The following is an 18,701-nucleotide window of genomic DNA, read 5'->3' on the forward strand; positions in this document are numbered from 1 at the left end:
GCGCCTGCTGAGAGGTGGGCGGGCCTGCCGAGGTGTGGCTCGTGGTGATTAGGCTGGGAGCGGGCGCGATGGCAGAACCCGTGGACCGGGTGTCGGTGTCCCAGGGGGAGGACCGCTGAACCGGCCTGCCCCGAACGACCACGGACGACTCGGAACGACACGACATGGTCGCCCCGGCACGGCATGAGGGTGCTCGACCACACCAGGAGGAATTGTGAGCAGCGATCGGGACGGGATGCGCGGGGGCTGGGCCACACCCGGCGATGACCAGCCCGACGCGGAGGCCGTCGAGACGACCGGCGAGTTCACCATCGACTACGCTCCCCCGGCCTGGTACACGCAGAACGCGTCCGGGACGTCGGGCTCCGCCGGTCCGGCGGCGGCACCAGGGGGCGTGGGCGGTTTCACCGGGCCCAATGCCTCCGGCGCTCCGGGCGAGTCGGGCGCTCCGTCTGCTTCCGGGGTTCCTCCGTTCCCTTCGAACGCACCGGTTCCCGGGGCGACTCCGCCACCGCCCACCGCCCAGCCGTCCGGCACTCCGCCGCAGGGGACACCGTTCACTCCGCCACAGGGCACCCCGTTCACTCCACCGCAGGGGACGCCGTTCACACCGTCCCAGGAGGCTCCCTTCAGCCCGCCGCCTCCCCCGGTGCCGGCGGAGGGCGCCCCCTTCGCCCCGCCCGCCCCGCAGCCCGCTCCGCCGGTCGGCAACCCCGTCCCGATGCCGCAGCTGCCTGAAGGCTTCGAGCCGCAGCAGCCGCAGCCGGCCCAACAGGCCGGGCCGGAAGGTAGGGCCGCTTCGGGCATGCCCGAGACGGAGACGAGCAACGGGGACCTGGAGAGCGGGGCGACCATGCGGTTCTCCGCCGTCGCCCTGAAGCGCGAGATGGCCGAGATCGCCGAGCGCGCCGCTGCAGCGGAGCAGTCGGGCGGGTCTGATGCGTCCGGTGCCTCTGGTGCACTGGGTGGCGAGGGTTCCGCTGAGGGTGCGGATCCGGGTGACGGGGATGCCGAGGACCTCGCTGGTGCCAAGCGCACCGATGCCGAGGGCGTCTCTGCTGTCTCCGGTGTCGTCGGTGACGAGGCCGGGGAGGCGGGGCCCGAGAGCACGTCGGAGGCCGCCGCAGCGCCGGACGAGGCCGTCGAGGGCGCCGAGGACAATGCCGGGGAGTCCGGTGACGGAGCTTCCGGGCAGGACGGTTCGGCACCGGATGACGCCGACGACGACGTTTCCGAAGCCGGTCGCAACGCGGAGCAGGCCGGAGCCACGGCGGAGGGCAACGCCGTATCCGACACCGGGGAGACCACCCCGCAGGAGGGCTCCGCCCAGGACGCGCAGGCCGACGCGCCGGAGTCCGCGGACGCCGTGGCGTCGGACGCCGCGGCGCAGGACCCGGCGCCTCAGAGCAGCGCGCCTCAGCCGGGCGCTCCGGAGCATGGCGGCTCGGAGACCAGCGCACAGCAGGTCGGCGCCGGACAGAGCGGCACCCCGCAGGCAGCCGTCCCGCCCGCCCCCCAGGACGCCCAGCCCGGCTGGACCCCTCCCCCGGCCCCGCAGAGCGGTGTGCCGCCGTTGCCGCCTTCGTATCAGCCCGCTGCCCCGGCGCCCGCGGCTCAGTGGCCCGCGCAGGCCGGGCCGATGCCCGGTCAGGCGCAGCCGGCGGCTGCGCAGGGTCCTGCCGGTGTGCCCGGTCAGCAGCAGCCGTTCCAGCCGCAGGCCCCGCAGCCCGCGCCCGCGGCCTGGGACCAGGCGCACGGAGCGAACCAGCCGAACCAGCCCGGCGGGCCCACCCCGCCGGCGCCGCCGCAGGCCGGTGGGTATGAGTTCCCGCAGCCCCCGGCACCGCAGCCCGTCCCCAACGCCCAGCCGCAGGCGCAGCCCCAGCCCGGTGGGTACGGGTTCCCGCAGCCTCCGGCGCCCCAGCCGACCCCCGGTGGCTACGGCTTCCCGCAGGCCGGTGCCCCCAACCCGCAGGGCCCGGAGGGGGGTTACGGGTTCCCGCAGCCCCAGGCGACGCAACCGCAGCCGCAGCCTGGTGGTTACGGTTTCCCGCAGAACCCACAGAACCCGCAGAACCCGCAGGCTCCCGCCGACCCCGAGGCCGCCCAGGCCGCCCAGGCCGCGCAGGCCACCCAGGCCGCCCAGCCGCAGCCTCCGCACGCTCCGGTCGACCCGCGGTCCGGGGCCGCGTGGCCGCAGCCCATACAGCACGACCACCGGCAGCCGACCAACCCCGGTGCCGCGCCGCTGGGTTACACCGCCGCCGTGGAGCTTTCCTCGGACCGGCTGCTGAACAACAAGCGGCAGAAGGCGAAGAGCGGACGGCCCGCGGCAGCCTCGTCCCGGTTCAAGCTGGGCGGGAAGAAGGAGGAGGCCGAGCGGCAGCGGAAGCTGGAGCTGATCCGTACGCCGGTGCTGTCCTGCTACCGGATCGCCGTCATCAGCCTCAAGGGCGGCGTCGGCAAGACGACCACGACCACCGCGCTCGGGTCCACCCTCGCCACGGAGCGGCAGGACAAGATCCTCGCCATCGACGCCAACCCGGACGCCGGTACGCTCGGGCGGCGGGTGCGCCGGGAGACGGGGGCCACCATCCGTGACCTCGTTCAGGCGATCCCGTACCTGAACTCGTACATGGACATCCGCCGGTTCACCTCCCAGGCGCCCTCCGGTCTGGAGATCATCGCCAACGACGTGGACCCGGCCGTCTCGACGACGTTCAACGACGAGGACTACCGGCGCGCGATCGACGTGCTCGGCCGGCAGTACCCGGTCATCCTCACCGACTCGGGCACCGGTCTGCTGTACAGTGCCATGCGCGGCGTGCTCGACCTCGCCGACCAGCTCATCATCATCTCCACGCCCTCCGTGGACGGCGCGAGCAGCGCCAGCACGACTCTGGACTGGCTGTCCGCGCACGGGTACGCCGACCTGGTCTCACGGTCGATCACCGTCATCTCCGGGGTCCGCGAGACCGGCAAGATGATCAAGGTCGATGACATCGTGACGCACTTCGAGACCCGCTGCCGCGGTGTGATCGTGGTGCCGTTCGACGAGCATCTGGCCGCCGGTGCCGAGGTCGACCTCGACATGATGCGGCCCAAGGTGCGGGAGGCGTACTTCAACCTCGCCGCCATGGTCGCCGAGGACTTCGTACGGCATCAGCAGGCGCACGGGCTGTGGACCAGCGACGGCAACCCGCCGCCGGTGGCCGCCCCGCCGATGCCCGGCCAGCCGATGCCGGGCCAGCCGTATGCGCAGGGTCAGCCGGCGCCGGGCCAGCAGCCGTATCCGCAGGGTCAGCCGGCGCCGGGGCAGCAGCCGTATCCCCAGGGTCAGCAGCCGTACCCGCCGCAGCAGGCTCAGCCGTATCCGCAGGCCCAGCAGCCCTATCCGCCGCAGCAGGGACAGCCCTATCCGCCGCAGGCCGCTCCCGGCCAGCCTTACCCGCCACAGCAGCAGCCACAGCAGGGTCAGGGTCAGGCTTATCCGGCTCAGGGCGGCTACCCGCAGCAGCCGGGTCAGCCTCAGGCCCAGCCGCCCCAGGCTCCGCCGCAGCAGGCTCCGCCGCAGCAGTAGGGCGGCACGACGAAGGGCGGCCGGTGCTCAGCGCACCGGCCGCCCTTTCGTGTCGTGGAGCCGTAGAGGTGTCGTAGAGGTGGGGAGCCGTGCGGGCTATGCCTCCGCCGCCACGATCTCCCGGCATCGCTTCACGTCCACGGCCATCTGCTCCAGCAGGGCCTCCAGGGACTCGAACTTCGCCTGGCCGCGCACGTACGCGAGGAAGTCGACGGCGACGTGCAGGCCGTACAGATCGAGGCCGACGCGGTCGATCGCGTACGCCTCCACCGTGCGCTCGGTGCCGTCGAACTGCGGGTTCGTGCCGACGGAGATCGCGGCCGGCATGGCCTCGCCCTCGACGTGCAGGTAGCCGGCGTACACGCCGTCGGCCGGGATCGCGGTGTGCGGGAGCGTCTCCACGTTGGCCGTCGGGAAGCCCAGCTCGCGGCCACGCTGGGCGCCGCGCACGACGACGCCCTCCACCCGGTGCGGGCGGCCCAGGATCTCGCGGGCGCCCTCGACGTCGCCCTCGGCGACCAGACGGCGGGTCAGGGTCGAGGAGAACGGCTCGCCGCCGCCCGCCGCACCCGAGACGTACAGGTCGACGACCTCGACCTCGAAGTCGTAGATCTTGCCCTGCTCGGCGAGGTAGTCGACGTTGCCGGCCGCCTTGTGGCCGAAGCGGAAGTTCGGGCCCTCCACGGCCGCCTTGGCGTGCAGCTTGTCCACCAGGACCTTCACGACGAAGTCGGCGGGCGAGAGCTTCGAGAACTCGGTGGTGAAGGGGAGGATGAGCACCGCGTCCACACCCAGGTCGGCCATCAGCTCGGCGCGGCGGTGGTGCGGCGCGAGCAGGGGCGGGTGGCTGCCGGGGCGCACGACCTCGCTGGGGTGCGGGTCGAAGGTGACGACGACGGCCGGGACGCCCAGTTCGCGGGCGCGGTCGACGGCGTGCTTGATGATCAGCTGGTGGCCGCGGTGGACGCCGTCGTAGGAACCGATGGTGACGACGCTGCGCCCCCAGTCCTGGGGGATGTCCTCCAAGCCACGCCAGCGCTGCACTGTGACCGCTCCTCGAACCCGTGTCCGTGTCTACCTTTGCCTCTTGTGCAGGTCTAAGGGTGCCATGCCGGGTGCTCCCGTCCCGCATCGGCATGGGGATGGGGGCTGTGACGGGGCGCACGTTCTCGTCGGCGGCTCACGCCGGTACGCGTACGCCCGCCAGATTCTCGAGCATGCGGCGGGTGCTGGGGCCCACCACGGCGGCCCAGTCGTCCGGGGCGTCCGTCAGCCAGCGGGCCATGAGCGCGGCGAAGCCGGGCACGTGGCGGCCCAGGTCGACCAGGCCCCGGTCGAAACGGGTGGCGCCCTCGGGGGTGCGGACGAGGAGCAGGCCGGTGCGGTGGACGAGACCGCGGGCCTCCTCTTCCCGGCGGCAACCGTGGGCGGCGTCTTCCCGGTGACAACCGTGGTCGGCGTTCTCCCGGTGACGACCGTGATCGGTCTCCTCCCGACGGCAACCGTGATCGGTTTCCTCCCGACGACAACCGTGGTAGGCCGCGCCGTGCAGGACGGCGTCCAGGACCGACGCCTCCCGCTCGTGCGTGAACAGGAACTCCAGGAGTTCGCGGCGCAGCGGGCGGGAGGTCGGGGTGCCGGCGGCGGCGAGGACGGTGGCGAGGGCCGCCCGGACCTGTTCGGGGCCGCCGTCGAGCAGGCCGGTGACGAGGGGCAGCAGGACCGGGCGGGCGGTGGGTCCCTGTTCCAGGCTGCGGTCGACGTAGGCGGCGACGTGCCCGGCCGTCTCCGGGCGTAGCCGCACGGCCTCCCGGACGAGGGCGGCGCTGCGCCGGGCCAGGGCCGGGGTGGTGACGTCGGCGAGGGTGCGCAGGGCCTCCCCGGCGTCCGGGCCGCGCAGGCGGGCGCGGAAGGCTTCCATGACCGGTTCCGGGTGGGTGGTCAGGGCGGGGACCAGGGCGCTCGGCGGGAAGTGCGGGTCGCCGTCGGCGAAGTGGCGCAGGGCCGCGGCGAGGTGCCGGTCACGGGTGTGCGGGTCGCGGACCAGCAGGGCCAGGGCACCGCCGTGCAGGGTGCAGTCGGCGGGGCGGCCGAGCAGGGCGAGGGCGGCGTAGCGCAGCAGCTCGCGGTCGGCCGCCGAGCGGACGTACGGGGCCGCGCGCAGCCCGAACGCCATCGCCGCGACCCGGCGGGCGGGGCGCTCGTCGTGCGCCCAGCGGTCCACGGCCCGGCAGAGCGCGGACGGCTCGTCCTCGGCGAGGGTGCTGAGCAGCTCGTCGGCGCGCCGGTGCGCGCTCGCCACCAGCACCTCGGTCAGCTCGTCCAGGGCGCCGTGCCGGTGGGTGTGCAGCAGGGCCTGCGCGGCGGTGGCCACGGTGGCGTGCGGGCTCGCGGGCAGCGGTCGCTCGTCGTCGAACCAGTGCGTCAGCTGCCGCTGCACGGCGGCGGGCCGGGCGGCGAGCAGCCGGGCGGCGGCGTCGAGGTACCGGTCGCCCGGCGCCGGCCGTGCCAGGTCCGCGAGGACGAGCCGGCGCAGCAGGTCGAGCCGCTCGGCGTCGCGGACGGGCACGGCGGCCCAGAAGGCGGGTTCGAACTCGGGTGGTACGGGCCGCTGTTCGCGGCGCCAGGCGACGATGCGGTCGGCGAGCGGGCGCAGCACCTCGGTGTACGGCGTGGCGTCCGGCACCTGGAGCAGGGTGCGGGCGAGCAGCCGGGCGGCCCACCAGGAGCCGGGGTCGCGGTCCAGGGCTTCGGTCAACTCCTGCAGACGGAACACGAGTTGCCGCGTGCCGTGCTGCCGGGCGAGGAGGAGCAGGGCCTGGACGACCGGCCCGACGCGGTGGTGCGGGACGGGAACGGAACCGGACGCGCCGGCGTCGCGGGGGCGGTGGACCAGGGCGCGCAGGGCCTCGTCCAGATCGAGGTGCATGCCCTGGATCCAGTCGGCCAGTTCCTCGTGGGCGAAGCGGTAGCCGCTGCCGGCCGGGACGAGGAGGCCTTCGGTGAGGACGGCGGAGGCCCAGCCGGTGCCGCCGCCGAGCCGGGCCGGGGCGGGCCCCCAGGGGAACAATGCCTCGAACGCACCCCGGTCCAGTTCGCCCTGGCCGGGCCCGAGGCTGCGTCGGGCCGCCTCGTGCACCTGTCCGGCCACCCGCGCCGCGAGCCGTCGTACGGCCGTGCCGCGCAGACGGTTCTCGGCGGCGAGGCGGACCGCGATGCGCAGGCACATCAGATCGAGGTGGGCGGCGAACACCTCGTGCCGGTCGACGGGTCCGGCGGCAGCCGGGGCGTCCGGGACGGCGGCGCGGACCTCGGACAGCAGGCGCAGGGTGAGCGGGTGCCGGGCGTCGCACTCGGCGAGGGCACCGTCGGGGATGCCGTAGCGGGCACGGGCCCGGCGAGCCTCGTCGGCGGTGAGGTCGGAGAGCCGCACACAGGGGGGTGGTGAGTCGTCGCGACCGGCCGGTGCGGCGGAGAGGTGAGCCGGGTCCGCGTGACCCGTCGGTGTGGGAGCGAGGGCCGAGAGGTGGAGCGCGCCGATGTGACCGGCTGTGGTGGAGGGCGGGTCCTCGGCGTCGGGCGGTGTGGGGCGCGGGTCCGTGTGACCGATCGGGGTGTGCAGCAGGCCGGGTGGGAACCCGGTGCCGGCCCGTTCCCAGTACTCCTCCCGGCAGGCCACCACCAGCCGGGTCCCGGTCTCCCGCAGCCAGGCCGCGGTGCCCCTGGTCCACTCGGGCAGCCGGTGGGCGAGGACGGGGGGCATCTCCTCGGGACCGTCGAGGAGGAGCAGCAGCGGGCGACCGGTGCGGGCGGCGAGGCGGGCCAGGCGTTCGGGGGTGAGGTCGCCGAGGTCCTCGGGGTGAACGCAGCGGGAGGCTGCGACGATCCGGGCGGCACGCTCCAGCGCGCGGCGGGCCGCGTCGGCCACGGAGTCGTCGCCGTCCTCGAGGTCGGCACCGCGCAGCCACAGCGTGGGGGCGGGCCGCTCGCTGCGGGCCCGGCGGGCGGCGAGGGCCGCGAGTTCCGTCGTACGGCCGCTGCCAGGAGCGCCGACCAGGCCGAGCACCGTCCGGTCGCCGTCGGTGAACCCGGTCAACTCCTGTGCCGCATCGGCCCGTTCGACGGGTTCCACCGTGCCGGCGTGGATGCCGTGCGGGCCGTCCTGGGCCACCGATGTGGCGGTCAGCTCCAGGATGCCGGCCAGGTTCAGGTCGGCGCCGTAGGCCGGGACGGTGGCGGCGTTGCGGGCGAGCAGGTCGGCGAGGGGGCCGTCGGCGGGCCGCAGCGGGACCGCGAAGCCCGCGTCGCGCTGGGCGGTGTGCAGGGCGGTGCCGAGCACGCCGACGACCGCGCCGGTACGGGCGTCGACCACCGGTCCTCCGGCCGCCCCGCCGCCGAGCCGGAGCGCGTCCCGGCCGGCGGTGCCGATCGCCAGCTCCAGGGCGTCGTCGAGGAGGTGGAAACGGTCCGTGGCGGTGTACGACACCTGGGTGGCGGCCAGCACGCGGGCCTCGCGCCAGCAGCCCGCGGCGATCCGTACGTAGGTACCGGCGTCGATCCGCTCCCGCACGGTCAGCGGCAGCGGCTCCACGTCCAGGCCCTTGGTGCGCACGAGGGCCAGGTCCAGTCGGGGCAGCGGGGTGACGGCGTCGGCGCCGACGACGCAGGTGCGGTCGCCGGCCGCGTGCAGCACCAGCCGGGGCAGGCCGTCGACCGCTTCGTGGCTGGTGAGAAGGGTGCCTTCGTGGTCGGCGAGGAAGCCGACGCCGCGGGGGCGGCCGGCGAGGTCGCGGATCCGGACGAGGACGGTGTCGTCCGGGCAGAGGGGCGGGCAGGGGGCGTCACCGGTGGAAGGCGGCACACGCGCCTCGTCCCGCCGGCCACCGCCGGCCGCCGTCCACGCGCTGTCGCCCGTCACCCAGGCGGTCTCCCGCGTATCGTCCCCCCGCGTACCGTCCGCCCTCAGGCGGCGGACTCCTTCGGTGTGCGGGTCCTGTTCCGCCATGGCCGTACCTCCCCGCCCGTACCGCGTGCCCGGTTTCGACGGTAGGCGCGCGATGATCGGCGGGACAGATCGCCTGGCGAACGCGCCCCCTTCCGCTCCCCCGGTTCACTCCGAGCGCCTGCCCGGACGGGTGAATAGGCGCGGGCCGTTGGATAACCCTAGGGATGGGGGAACCGAGGGGGGACCGTGGAGCGGCGGCAGGGTTCCGTGGCCGGCCGCCGCTCCACGGGCAAGCGCCGATGGGCGTGCCCCTGGTGGGGTGTCTCAGCCGAAGACGGCCAGGCTCTTCGCCTTGCCCTTGTGCTGCTCGACGAGCGCGAGGAAGCGGTCCTCGGGGTCGAACACGGCGACGGGGCCGGAGCCCGCGTACTCGTCGGGCATCTCCAGACGGACGCCGTTGAGCAGCAGGCGGGAGCGCTTGGCGTCCACGTCCCAGCGTGGGAACGCGGCCGCGGCGGCCTCGGCGATCGGCATCACGGTCAGCTCCTTCTGGAGCTGGTCCAGCGTCTTCGCCGAGTCGATCTTGTACGGGCCGACGCGCGTCCTGCGCAGCGCGGTGAGGTGACCGCCGACGCCCAGGTCGGCACCCAGGTCACGGGCGAGGGCGCGGATGTAGGTGCCGGAGGAGCAGACCACCGAGACCACCAGGTCGAGCACGGCGGTGCCGTCCTCGGCGACCGCGTCCCGGACGTCGTACACCCTGAAGGAGGAGACGGTCACCGGCCGGGCGGGGATCTCGAAGTCCTCGCCCTCGCGGGCCCGCTTGTACGACCGTACGCCGTCGATCTTGATGGCGCTGACCTTGGACGGCACCTGCATGATGTCGCCGCTCAGCTTGGCGATGCCCGCGTCGATGGCCTCCCGGGTCACCTTGGAGGCGTCGGTGGACGAGGTGATCTCGCCCTCGGCGTCGTCGGTGACGGTGTTCTGGCCCAGGCGGACGGTGCCCAGGTACTCCTTCTCGGTGAGCGCGAGGTGTCCGAGGAGTTTGGTGGCGCGCTCGACCCCGAGGACCAGGACACCGGTCGCCATCGGATCGAGGGTGCCGGCGTGGCCGACGCGGCGGGTCCTCGCGATCCCGCGCATCTTGGCGACCACGTCGTGCGAAGTGAAGCCCGACGGCTTGTCGACGATGACGAGGCCGTCGGGCGTGGTGTGCTTCTGGGTCATTCCGCGGCGTCGCCGTCCGTGTCGGTCGTGTCGTCCGCCTCGTCGTCGGCCGGCTTGCGGTACGGGTCGGCGCCGCCCGCGTACGCCGCCCCCGCGGAGGCCTCGCGGACCTTCGCGTCGGACTGCCTCGCCTTGTCGAGGAGGTCCTCGATGGTCCGGGCGGTGTCCGGCAGGGCGTCTGCCACGAAGGTCAGGGTCGGCGTGAACTTCACACCGGCCGCGCGGCCGACCTCGGAGCGCAGGATGCCCTTGGCGCTCTCCAGGCCCGCGGCAGCGGCCTGCCGCTCCTCGTCGTCCCCGTAGACCGTGTAGAAGACGGTCGCCTCCCGCAGGTCACCCGTGACCCGGGTGTCCGTGATGGTGACGTGCGAGCCGAGCCGCGGGTCCTTGATCCCGCGCTGCAGCTTCTGGGCCACCACCTCCCGGATGAGGTCCGCCAGCCTTTTCGCCCGCGCGTTGTCGGCCACTGGTCCAGCTCCCGTTCTTTCTTTCTTCTTGCGTTCTGTGGTCTGGTCGTCGGCTGCCGTTGCCGCCGGTCGTCCGCCGGTCGTCCGTCGGACGCGCACCGGCCGTCCGCCGGCCGCCGGTCAGTCGTCCTCGCCGTGGAAGCGGCGTCGGACCGACAGCAGCTCCACCTCCGGGCGTCCGGCGACCAGCCGTTCGCACCGGTCCAGCACGTCGGTGAGGTGCGTCGTGTCGCCGGAGACCGCGGCGAGGCCGATGATCGCTCGCCGGTGGAGGTTCATGTGGTCCACCTCGGCCGCGCTCACGGCGTACTTCCGCTGGAGTTCGGCGACGATCGGGCGGACGACGGAGCGCTTCTCCTTCAGCGAGTGGACGTCGCCGAGGAGGAGGTCGAAGGACAGAGTCCCCACGTACATGTGTGAGCCGGTTCACCCGCCGGTACGGGATCGATGGCCCCGGGTCCGTGTGGGCCGGGGACATCAAGAACGGTACCGCGTAGCTGCCGGTGGCTCGACAGGGTTTCGGCACCGTGGGCCACGGTCGCCGCCCGGGGCGCTCCGCCCCGGACCCCTGTTTCCCACCCGTCCGCCCGGGTCGGGCGGGCAGGTGGGCAAAAGGGCCGCTGGCCGACGGAACCGAGGTCCCGTCGGCCAGCTTCGGAAACCGTGGCTGTTACACCCGCGGCTTCTCGCGCATCTCGTACGTCGCGATGACGTCGTCGACCTTGATGTCGTTGAAGTTTCCGAGGTTGATACCACCCTCGTAGCCTTCGCGGATCTCGGTGACGTCGTCCTTGAAGCGACGCAGGCCATCGATGTTGAGGTTCTCCGCGACCACCTTGCCGTCGCGGATGAGGCGCGCCTTGGTGTTGCGCTTGACCTCGCCCGAGCGGATGAGGACACCGGCGATGTTGCCCAGCTTGGACGACTTGAAGACCTCGCGGATCTCCGCCGTACCCAGCTCGACCTCTTCGTACTCCGGCTTGAGCATGCCCTTGAGGGCCGCCTCGATCTCCTCGATCGCCTGGTAGATGACCGAGTAGTAGCGGACGTCCACGCCCTCGCGCTCGGCCATCTGCGCCGCGCGGCCTGCCGCACGGACGTTGAAGCCGATCACGATGGCGTCCGAGCCCATCGCCAGGTCGATGTCCGACTCCGTGACCGCACCGACGCCGCGGTGCAGGACGCGGATGTCGACCTCTTCGCCGACGTCCAGCTGGAGCAGGGACGACTCGAGCGCCTCGACGGAACCAGAAGCGTCACCCTTGATGATGAGGTTGAGCTGCTGGACCTCGCCGGCCTTGAGCACCTTGTCCAGGTCCTCGAGGGAGACGCGGCGCGTGCGCTTGGCGAACGCGGCGTTGCGCTCACGGGCGGCGCGCTTCTCGGCGATCTGACGGGCCGTACGGTCCTCGTCGACCACCAGGAAGTTGTCACCCGCACCCGGGACGTTGGTCAGGCCGAGGACCTGGACCGGCGTCGACGGGCCCGCTTCGGCCACGTTGTTGCCGTTGTCGTCGAGCATGGCGCGCACGCGACCGTAGGCGTCGCCCACGACCATCGTGTCGCCGACCCGCAGCGTGCCTCGCTGGACGAGGACCGTCGCCACGGCACCACGGCCGCGGTCGAGACGGGACTCGATCGAGATGCCCTGCGCGTCCTGGTTCGGGTTGGCCCGCAGGTCGAGCGAGGCGTCGGCCGTGAGGATCACGGCCTCCAGCAGCGAGTCGATGTGCAGACCCTGCTTGGCGGAGATGTCGACGAACATGGTGTCGCCGCCGTACTCCTCGGCCACCAGGCCGTACTCGGTCAGCTGACCGCGCACCTTGGTCGGGTCGGCACCCTCGACGTCGATCTTGTTGACCGCGACGACGATCGGCACGTCGGCCGCCTTCGCGTGGTTGAGCGCCTCGACCGTCTGCGGCATGACGCCGTCGTTGGCCGCGACGACCAGGATCGCGATGTCGGTCGACTTCGCACCACGGGCACGCATGGCGGTGAACGCCTCGTGACCCGGGGTGTCGATGAAGGTGATCTTGCGCTCTTCGTCGTTGACCTCGGTCGCGACCTGGTAGGCACCGATGTGCTGGGTGATGCCACCGGCCTCGCCCGCGATGACGTTCGTCTTGCGGATGGCGTCGAGCAGGCGGGTCTTACCGTGGTCGACGTGACCCATGACGGTCACGACCGGCGGACGGACGACCAGGTCCTCCTCGGAGCCCTCGTCCTCGCCGAACTCGATGTCGAAGGACTCGAGCAGCTCGCGGTCCTCCTCCTCGGGGCTGACGATCTGAACCGTGTAGTTCATCTCGTCGGCGAGGAGCTGCAGGGTCTCGTCGGAGACGGACTGCGTGGCCGTGACCATCTCGCCGAGGTTCATCATGACCGCGACGAGGGACGCCGGGTTGGCGTTGATCTTCTCCGCGAAGTCGGTGAGCGACGCGCCGCGGGAGAGACGGATGGTCTCGCCGCCGCCGCGCGGCAGCATCACGCCGCCGACGCTCGGGGCCTGCATGGCCTCGTACTCCTGGCGCCTCTGCCGCTTCGACTTGCGGCCGCGACGCGCGGGACCACCGGGACGGCCGAAGGCGCCCTGCGTGCCACCACGGCCACCCGGACCACCGGGACGACCGCCGAAGCCGGGACGGCCACCGCCGCCACCACCGGGACCACCGGGACGGCCGGCGAAGCCGCCGCCACCGCCGGCGCCACCACCGGGACGACCGGCGAAGCCGCCGCCGCCACCACCGGGACGACCGGCGAAGCCGCCGCCACCCGGACGACCGCCGCCACCACCGGGACGACCGCCGCCACCGGGACCGCGGCCGCCGCCGGGGCCACCGCCGGGACGCGGGCCGGCAGCGGGACGCTGCGGCATCATGCCCGGGTTCGGACGCGGACCGGCCGGGCCGGGACGCGGGCCGCCCTGCGGACGGGGCATGCCGGCCGGCGACGGACGGGGACCGCCCGGAGCCTGCGGACGCGGACCGCCGCCCTGGGCGCCGGGCGCCTGCGGACGGGGACCGGCGCCGGGGGCACCGGGGCCGCCGGGACGCGGGCCGCCACCCTGCGGACGGGGCGCCTGGGGGCGCGCCATGCCGGCGTTGCCGCCGGAGGTGAAGGGGTTGTTGCCCGGGCGCGGACCGGCCGGACGGGCACCCGGACGCGGGGCCTGACCACCGGGACGCTGGCCACCCTGACCCGGGCGGGGCGCCTGGCCCTGGCCGGGAGCCGGACGAGTACCGCCGGGCTTCGGGGCACCGGGACGGCCACCGGGACGCGGACCCTGGGCGGCCGGAGCCTGCGGGGTCTGCGCGGCCGGGGCGGCCGGCGGAGCGGTGAACTCCGGGGCGGCCGGGGCCGGGCGCGGCGCGGGCTTGGGACCCGGCACCGGACGCGGGCCGGGGGCCTGCGCGGGCGCCGAGGGGGCCGACGGGGCGGCCGGCTGCTGGGCAGCCGGAGCCACCGGAGCCGTCGGGGGCTTGGGGGCCGCCGGCTTCGGGGCAGCCGGACGGGCCGCCTGCGCCGGAGAGGGCGCGGCGGGCTTGGGGGCAGCCTTGCGCGGGGCGGGCTTACCGGCGGACTTGCCGTTGCCACCGCCCTGGAAGGCGTCGGTCAGCTTGCGTACAACCGGCGCTTCGATGGTCGAAGACGCCGAACGGACGAATTCACCGAGTTCCTGGAGCTTGGCCATGACGACCTTGCTCTCGACACCGAACTCCTTGGCGAGTTCGTAGACCCGGACCTTAGCCACTTCGCTCCTTTGAGGTCCGGGTTGAAGCCGGACCGTCGCTAGTTCATGGGCGTACTCATCGCGTACTCATCGAGTGCTCATCGCAATCTCGACCTGCTTTCGACTCGCGAGGTACCAGGCCGCACGGGGTTCCGTACGGCTCGTCTTACGGTGTTGCCTGCTCGGCAACTGTTGTCCCCTCGACGTGTTGGCGCAACGCCTTTGTGTCGAGCGCTCCCGGGGCGCGCAGTGCCCGCGAGAACGCCCGGCGGCGTACCGCCTGGTCGAGACAGACCAGGGCGGGGTGTACATACGCACCCCGGCCGGGCAGCGTACCGCGAGGATCGGGGACGCACGCATCCTCGATCTTCACGATCCGCAGGAGATCGTTCTTGGCCGCCCGCTCCCGGCACCCCACACAGGTGCGTTCTGGGCATGCTCGGATGTGCGTCCGGCCAGACACGGTTAAGTCTACCTCCCCGTACCGACCTCACCCCTTTGGGGCAAAGATCGAACGGTTGTTGTCGTAATCGAAGCGACCTACGGCCGGGATCTATTCCCCGGGGCCCTTCCGGACCCGGGTTCTACTCCCCGGTCTGCTCGGTGTCGGGCCGGATGTCGATGCGCCATCCGGTGAGGCGGGCCGCGAGGCGGGCGTTCTGGCCCTCCTTGCCGATCGCCAGCGACAGCTGGTAGTCCGGCACGGTCACCCGCGCGGAGCGGGCGGCCATGTCCACGACCTCCACCTTGCTCACCCGAGCGGGTGACAAGGCGTTCGCGACCATCTCGGCCGGATCGTCCGACCAGTCGACGATGTCGATCTTCTCGCCGTTCAGCTCGCCCATCACGTTGCGCACGCGGCCGCCCATGGGGCCGATGCAGGCGCCCTTGGCGTTCAGACCCGAACGGGTGGACCGTACGGCGATCTTGGTGCGGTGACCGGCCTCACGGGCGATGGCCGCGATCTCCACCGATCCGTCGGCGATCTCCGGCACCTCCAGGGCGAAGAGCTTCTTCACCAGGTTGGGGTGCGTACGGGAGAGGGTCACGGAGGGACCGCGGACGCCCTTGGCGACCCGGACGACGTAACTGCGCAGCCGCATGCCGTGCGGGTAGGTCTCGCCGGGCACCTGCTCCTGCACCGGCAGGATGGCCTCGAGCTTGCCGATGTCCACGAGCACGTTCTTCGGGTCGCGGCCCTGCTGGACCACGCCGGTGACGATGTCGCCCTCGCGGCCGGCGTACTCGCCGAGCGTCGCGTCGTCCTCGGCGTCACGCAGCCGCTGCAGGATCACCTGCTTGGCGGTGGTCGCCGCGATCCGGCCGAAGCCGGACGGGGTGTCGTCGAACTCGCGGACCTCCTGGCCCTCCTCGAGGTCCTCCGGGTCCTCCTTCGCCCACACGGTCACATGCCCGGTCTCCCGGTTGAGCTCCACGCGCGCGTGCCGGCGGCTTCCCTCGGTGCGGTGGTAGGCGATGAGGAGGGCCGACTCGATCGCTTCGACCAGCAGGTCGAAGGAGATCTCCTTCTCCCGAACCAAGCCCCGCAGGGCGCTCATGTCGATGTCCACGGCTACGCCTCCTCCTCTTCCTTCATGTCCTTCTTGTCCTTGCGGTTGAACTCGACCTGCACGCGCGCCCTGTCGATCTCCGGGAAGCCGAGCCGGCGGGTGGTGGCCTTGCGGCCCTTCACCCCCGGCACCTCCACCTCGAGGCCCTCGTCGTCGACCTTCTGGATGCGCGCGACCAGCTCGCCGCCCTCGGTCAGCTGGAACTTCACGAGCCGGTCGGTGGCGCGCACGAAGTGCCGGTGCTCGGTGAGGAGGCGCTCAGCGCCGGGGGTTCCGACCTCCAGGTCGTACGCGTCGTCGCCCATCGCGTCGGACTCGTCGAGCTTCGCCGAGAGCGCGCGGCTCACATCGGCGATCCGGTCCAGGTCGGCTCCGGTGTCGGAGTCGACGGTCACGCGCAGCACCCGCTTGCGTCCGACGGAGTCCACGGTGATCTCTTCGAGATCCAGCCCCTGGGAGGTGACGAGCGGTTCGAGCAGCTCTCGCAGCCTCTCGCTCTGGGTGGTGCTCATCCGGGTGACTCCTCGGCCGCGTGTGCTGTTGTGGGATGGGTCGCGTGTCTGGTCAAAGGGTATCCGGTCGCGGGCAGTGTTGCCGTCCACCTGTGTACGGGCGGTGCCGGTGAGTGGTGTGCGAGGGGTGCGCGGGTACGGTGATCACGGGCGTGCCGCCCGCCGGCTGTTCTTCCTCCGTTGTCCCCTCCGTACGAGTTCCCGAGGACGTCTGCAGTGCCGTACCCCTCCTCGCTCCGCACCCCCTCGGGGCCGCGCAGAAGAACCCTGCTCGCCTCGGCCGCCGGCGCCGCCCTGCTGGCGGGCTGTACGGCCGATCCGGACTCCGGCGCCGACGGCCCGTCGGCCAGCGACCGGGCACGCGCGCGTGCGGCCCGGGACAGCGCGGGGCTGCTGGAGCGGTACGACGCCGTGCTCGCCGCCCATCCGACGCTGGCGGAGCGGCTGCGGCCGCTGCGCGCCGCGGTGGCGGCGCACGCGGAGGCGTTCGGCGGCGGGACGGCCCCGAAGTCGCCGTCTCCCACGGCCACGGCGTCCCCGCCGGCCGTGCCCGCCACCGAGAAGGACGCCCTCGCCGATCTCGCCGGCGCCGAGCGGGCCCTCGCCGACCGGCGGGCGAAGGCCCTGCTGGACCTGCCGGGCGAGCTGGCCCGGCTGATGGCGTCGGTGGCCGCGGCCGGGGCGGCGCACGCGTTCCTGCTGAGGGAGGGGACCAGGTGAGCGCCGGGGCACGGCACCGCGAGGGCACACCGGGAGCGGCGCACGCCGTGGCACCGACGGAGGGGCGGAAGTGAGCGAGAAGGCGGGCAAGGCCGAGCTGACCGCGCTGCAGGCGGCGCTGGCGGCGGAACACGCGGCGGTGTACGGGTACGGCGTCGTGGGTGGCCGGATCGGCGAACGGGGTCGCACCGACGCACGGGCGGCGTACGACGCCCACCGGGCGCGCCGGGACGCGCTGGTGCGCGAGGTGCGCGAGCTGGGCGGGGAGCCGGCCGCCGCGAGCGCCGCCTACGCGCTGCCGTTCCCGGTGCCGGACGCGGCGGCCGCGGTGCGGCTGGCCGCCGGGCTGGAGGAGCGGGTGGCCGGGGTCTATTCGGACCTGGTGCGGGCCTCGACGGGCGCGCGGCGCGGCGCGGCGGCCGCGGCGCTGCGGGAGGCCGCGGTGCGGGCGGTGCGCTGGAGCGGGGAGGGCGTAGCCTTCCCTGGGCTCGCCGAGCGGTCCTCCGACGGGGGAACCGGTGCCGCCGGTACGACCCCCTCGGCCTCCGCTTCGGTGTCCCCTTAGGACCCGTACGACAGGAGCGGACCGCGGTAGGCCCTCGGCAGGACCCCGGCACACCCGGCCGGCGGGGGCCCGGACGGCACCCCGGGCCCGGACCCCGGTACCAGCCCCGCACGAACCGGCACGGCTCGGGCGGCATCGCCGCCGCGGCTCCGAGGCGGCATCGCCGCCGCGGCTCCGACGACAGCCCGGCAGGGAGCCGGGCAGGACTTCGACAGGAAGGGAACGACTCGCGCATGGTTTTCGAACCGCCGCAGCGCCTGGTACGGGCGCTCGGTGAGACCGCACCGGCCGGGGACGACTGGCTGGCGCGGCTGCCCGAGGCGGCCGGGCGGGCCGTCGCCCGGCGCGAGTTGACCGTCGAGCGGGTCCAGGTGCCGGGCGGCCGCAGCAGCCTGGTGGTGCTGGTCCGGCGGGCGGACGGCACCCCGGCGGTGCTGAAGCTGGCTCCGCCGCGGGCCAGGCCGGAGAGCGAACGTGCGGCGCTGGCGCACTGGGCCGGCCTGGGTGCCGTACAGCTGCTGGCAGCGGACCCCGAGGACGCGGCGGAGGGGGTGCTGCTGCTGGAGCGGCTGCACCCGGATGTGTCGGTGCGGTCGCTGCCGGAGGCGAAGGCGCTGCTGGAGGCGGCGGGCACGCTGCGCAGGCTGTGGGTCGAGCCGCCGGGCGATCACGTCTTCGAGACCGTCGCGGAGCGCACCGGGCGGCAGGCGGCGGCCATGCGGGCGGGCGCCGAGGCCGACCCCGAGACGGCGCCGCTGGTCGACGCGGCTCTCGCGGCCCGTGAGGAGCTGCTGGCCGCACCGCCGGAGCACCGGTTGCTGCACGGGACGTTCCGGCAGAGCAAGGTGCTCGCCGGGGAGCGGATGCCGTGGCTCGCGGTGGGCCCGGACCCGGTGGTCGGCGAGTCCGCGTTCGACCTGGCGCGGCTGGTGCGGGACCGGGTGGAGGACCTGATCGCCACGCCGTCCGGCCCGGCGACCACGCGGCGCCGCGTCAAGCGGCTCGCGGAGTCGCTGGAGGTGGATCAGGAGCGGCTGCGCGGCTGGACGCTGTTCCGGGCGGTGGAGTCGGGCGTGCGCGCCCTCCGGGTGGGGCGGCCGAAGGACGGGGAACTGCTGCTGGAGTTCGCGGGCTGGCTCTGACGCCGGTGCGGGGACAGGTGTGAGGCCGGCGGGCAGTTCACCCCTGTGGGCCGGCGGGGGCTGATCGCGCGGTTCCCCGCGGCCCGTCCCCGCGACCCCTTTTCCGGCTCGGCCCCGTTGTCGAGCCGGGTGCGGGGGGGGGGGGGGGGGGGGGGGGGGGGGGGGGGGGGGGGGGGGGGGGGGGGGGGTGGGGGGGGGGGGTTATTCGTGCTGAAGAAATGGTTGCCCCCCCCCCCCCT

The 18,701-nt window shown here is 73.8% G+C and carries 13 protein-coding genes; 4 read left to right on the plus strand and 9 right to left on the minus strand.

Annotation, left to right across the window (positions count from 1 at the left end; translation table 11 throughout):
• Window positions 1–235 precede the first annotated feature (235 nt).
• The gene (locus ACZ5CW_RS22055; RefSeq protein ID WP_468604137.1) at window positions 236–3,580 is read left to right on the plus strand and encodes an SCO5717 family growth-regulating ATPase; all 3,345 of its coding nucleotides are present in this window, start codon (window positions 236–238) and stop codon (window positions 3,578–3,580) included.
• A 96-nt stretch (window positions 3,581–3,676) separates the two neighbouring features.
• Here ACZ5CW_RS22055 and ACZ5CW_RS22060 read toward each other — a convergent pair whose 3' ends face one another.
• The 9 genes from ACZ5CW_RS22060 to rimP all read right to left on the minus strand — a co-directional run bounded on the left by ACZ5CW_RS22060 (window position 3,677) and on the right by rimP (window position 16,035).
• Entirely contained in the window at window positions 3,677–4,624 is a 948-nt protein-coding gene (locus ACZ5CW_RS22060) for a bifunctional riboflavin kinase/FAD synthetase (RefSeq protein WP_468603863.1), read from the minus strand.
• Between the two features lie 136 nt (window positions 4,625–4,760).
• Window positions 4,761–8,585, minus strand: coding sequence for a trypsin-like peptidase domain-containing protein (locus tag ACZ5CW_RS22065; protein WP_468603865.1), 3,825 nt, complete (start codon window positions 8,583–8,585; stop codon window positions 4,761–4,763).
• A 264-nt stretch (window positions 8,586–8,849) separates the two neighbouring features.
• Window positions 8,850–9,755 (minus strand): tRNA pseudouridine(55) synthase TruB, encoded by a 906-nt coding sequence (gene truB, locus ACZ5CW_RS22070; RefSeq protein WP_468603867.1) that lies wholly within the window; start codon window positions 9,753–9,755, stop codon window positions 8,850–8,852.
• Window positions 9,752–10,222 carry a 30S ribosome-binding factor RbfA gene (rbfA, locus tag ACZ5CW_RS22075; protein ID WP_468603869.1) on the minus strand — a complete coding sequence of 157 codons (471 nt, stop codon included), beginning with the start codon at window positions 10,220–10,222 and terminating at the stop codon, window positions 9,752–9,754. Before rbfA ends, truB begins: the two co-directional genes overlap by 4 nt.
• Before the next feature lie 120 nt (window positions 10,223–10,342).
• A complete protein-coding gene (locus tag ACZ5CW_RS22080; protein WP_468603871.1) occupies window positions 10,343–10,636 on the minus strand; it encodes a DUF503 domain-containing protein in 294 nt (97 codons plus the stop codon).
• Between the two features lie 256 nt (window positions 10,637–10,892).
• On the minus strand, window positions 10,893–13,973 hold the full coding sequence (gene infB, locus ACZ5CW_RS22085) for a translation initiation factor IF-2 (protein WP_468603873.1): 3,081 nt from the start codon (window positions 13,971–13,973) through the stop codon (window positions 10,893–10,895).
• A gap of 145 nt (window positions 13,974–14,118) precedes the next feature.
• The gene (locus ACZ5CW_RS22090) at window positions 14,119–14,415 is read right to left on the minus strand and encodes a YlxR family protein (protein WP_468603875.1); all 297 of its coding nucleotides are present in this window, start codon (window positions 14,413–14,415) and stop codon (window positions 14,119–14,121) included.
• 121 nt (window positions 14,416–14,536) lie between these two features.
• Window positions 14,537–15,523 (minus strand): transcription termination factor NusA, encoded by a 987-nt coding sequence (gene nusA / locus ACZ5CW_RS22095; RefSeq protein WP_468603877.1) that lies wholly within the window; start codon window positions 15,521–15,523, stop codon window positions 14,537–14,539.
• 2 nt (window positions 15,524–15,525) lie between these two features.
• A complete protein-coding gene (gene rimP / locus ACZ5CW_RS22100) occupies window positions 15,526–16,035 on the minus strand; it encodes a ribosome maturation factor RimP (RefSeq protein ID WP_468603879.1) in 510 nt (169 codons plus the stop codon).
• Between the two features lie 216 nt (window positions 16,036–16,251).
• On the opposite strand from rimP, the gene ACZ5CW_RS22105 reads away from it, so the two are divergent.
• The 3 genes from ACZ5CW_RS22105 to ACZ5CW_RS22115 all read left to right on the plus strand — a co-directional run bounded on the left by ACZ5CW_RS22105 (window position 16,252) and on the right by ACZ5CW_RS22115 (window position 18,462).
• A complete protein-coding gene (locus ACZ5CW_RS22105) occupies window positions 16,252–16,755 on the plus strand; it encodes a hypothetical protein (RefSeq protein WP_468603881.1) in 504 nt (167 codons plus the stop codon).
• A gap of 70 nt (window positions 16,756–16,825) precedes the next feature.
• Window positions 16,826–17,320, plus strand: a complete 495-nt coding sequence (locus ACZ5CW_RS22110) for a ferritin-like domain-containing protein (RefSeq protein WP_468603883.1) — start codon at window positions 16,826–16,828, stop codon at window positions 17,318–17,320.
• Window positions 17,321–17,553: 233 nt separating this feature from the next.
• Complete coding sequence (locus tag ACZ5CW_RS22115; RefSeq protein ID WP_468603885.1) at window positions 17,554–18,462, plus strand: aminoglycoside phosphotransferase family protein; 909 nt, start codon at window positions 17,554–17,556, stop codon at window positions 18,460–18,462.
• Window positions 18,463–18,701 lie beyond the last annotated feature (239 nt).

This window comes from Streptomyces sp. NPDC031379 (genome assembly GCF_055569615.1).

Coding starts and splice junctions, on each gene's coding strand:
- ACZ5CW_RS22055 (WP_468604137.1), top strand. CDS start 236: ATGCGCGGGGGCTGGGCCACACCCGGCGATGACCAGCCCGACGCGGAG.
- ACZ5CW_RS22065 (WP_468603865.1), bottom strand. CDS start 8,585: ATGGCGGAACAGGACCCGCACACCGAAGGAGTCCGCCGCCTGAGGGCG.
- truB (WP_468603867.1), bottom strand. CDS start 9,755: ATGACCCAGAAGCACACCACGCCCGACGGCCTCGTCATCGTCGACAAG.
- ACZ5CW_RS22080 (WP_468603871.1), bottom strand. CDS start 10,636: ATGTACGTGGGGACTCTGTCCTTCGACCTCCTCCTCGGCGACGTCCAC.
- rimP (WP_468603879.1), bottom strand. CDS start 16,035: ATGAGCACCACCCAGAGCGAGAGGCTGCGAGAGCTGCTCGAACCGCTC.
- ACZ5CW_RS22115 (WP_468603885.1), top strand. CDS start 17,554: ATGGTTTTCGAACCGCCGCAGCGCCTGGTACGGGCGCTCGGTGAGACC.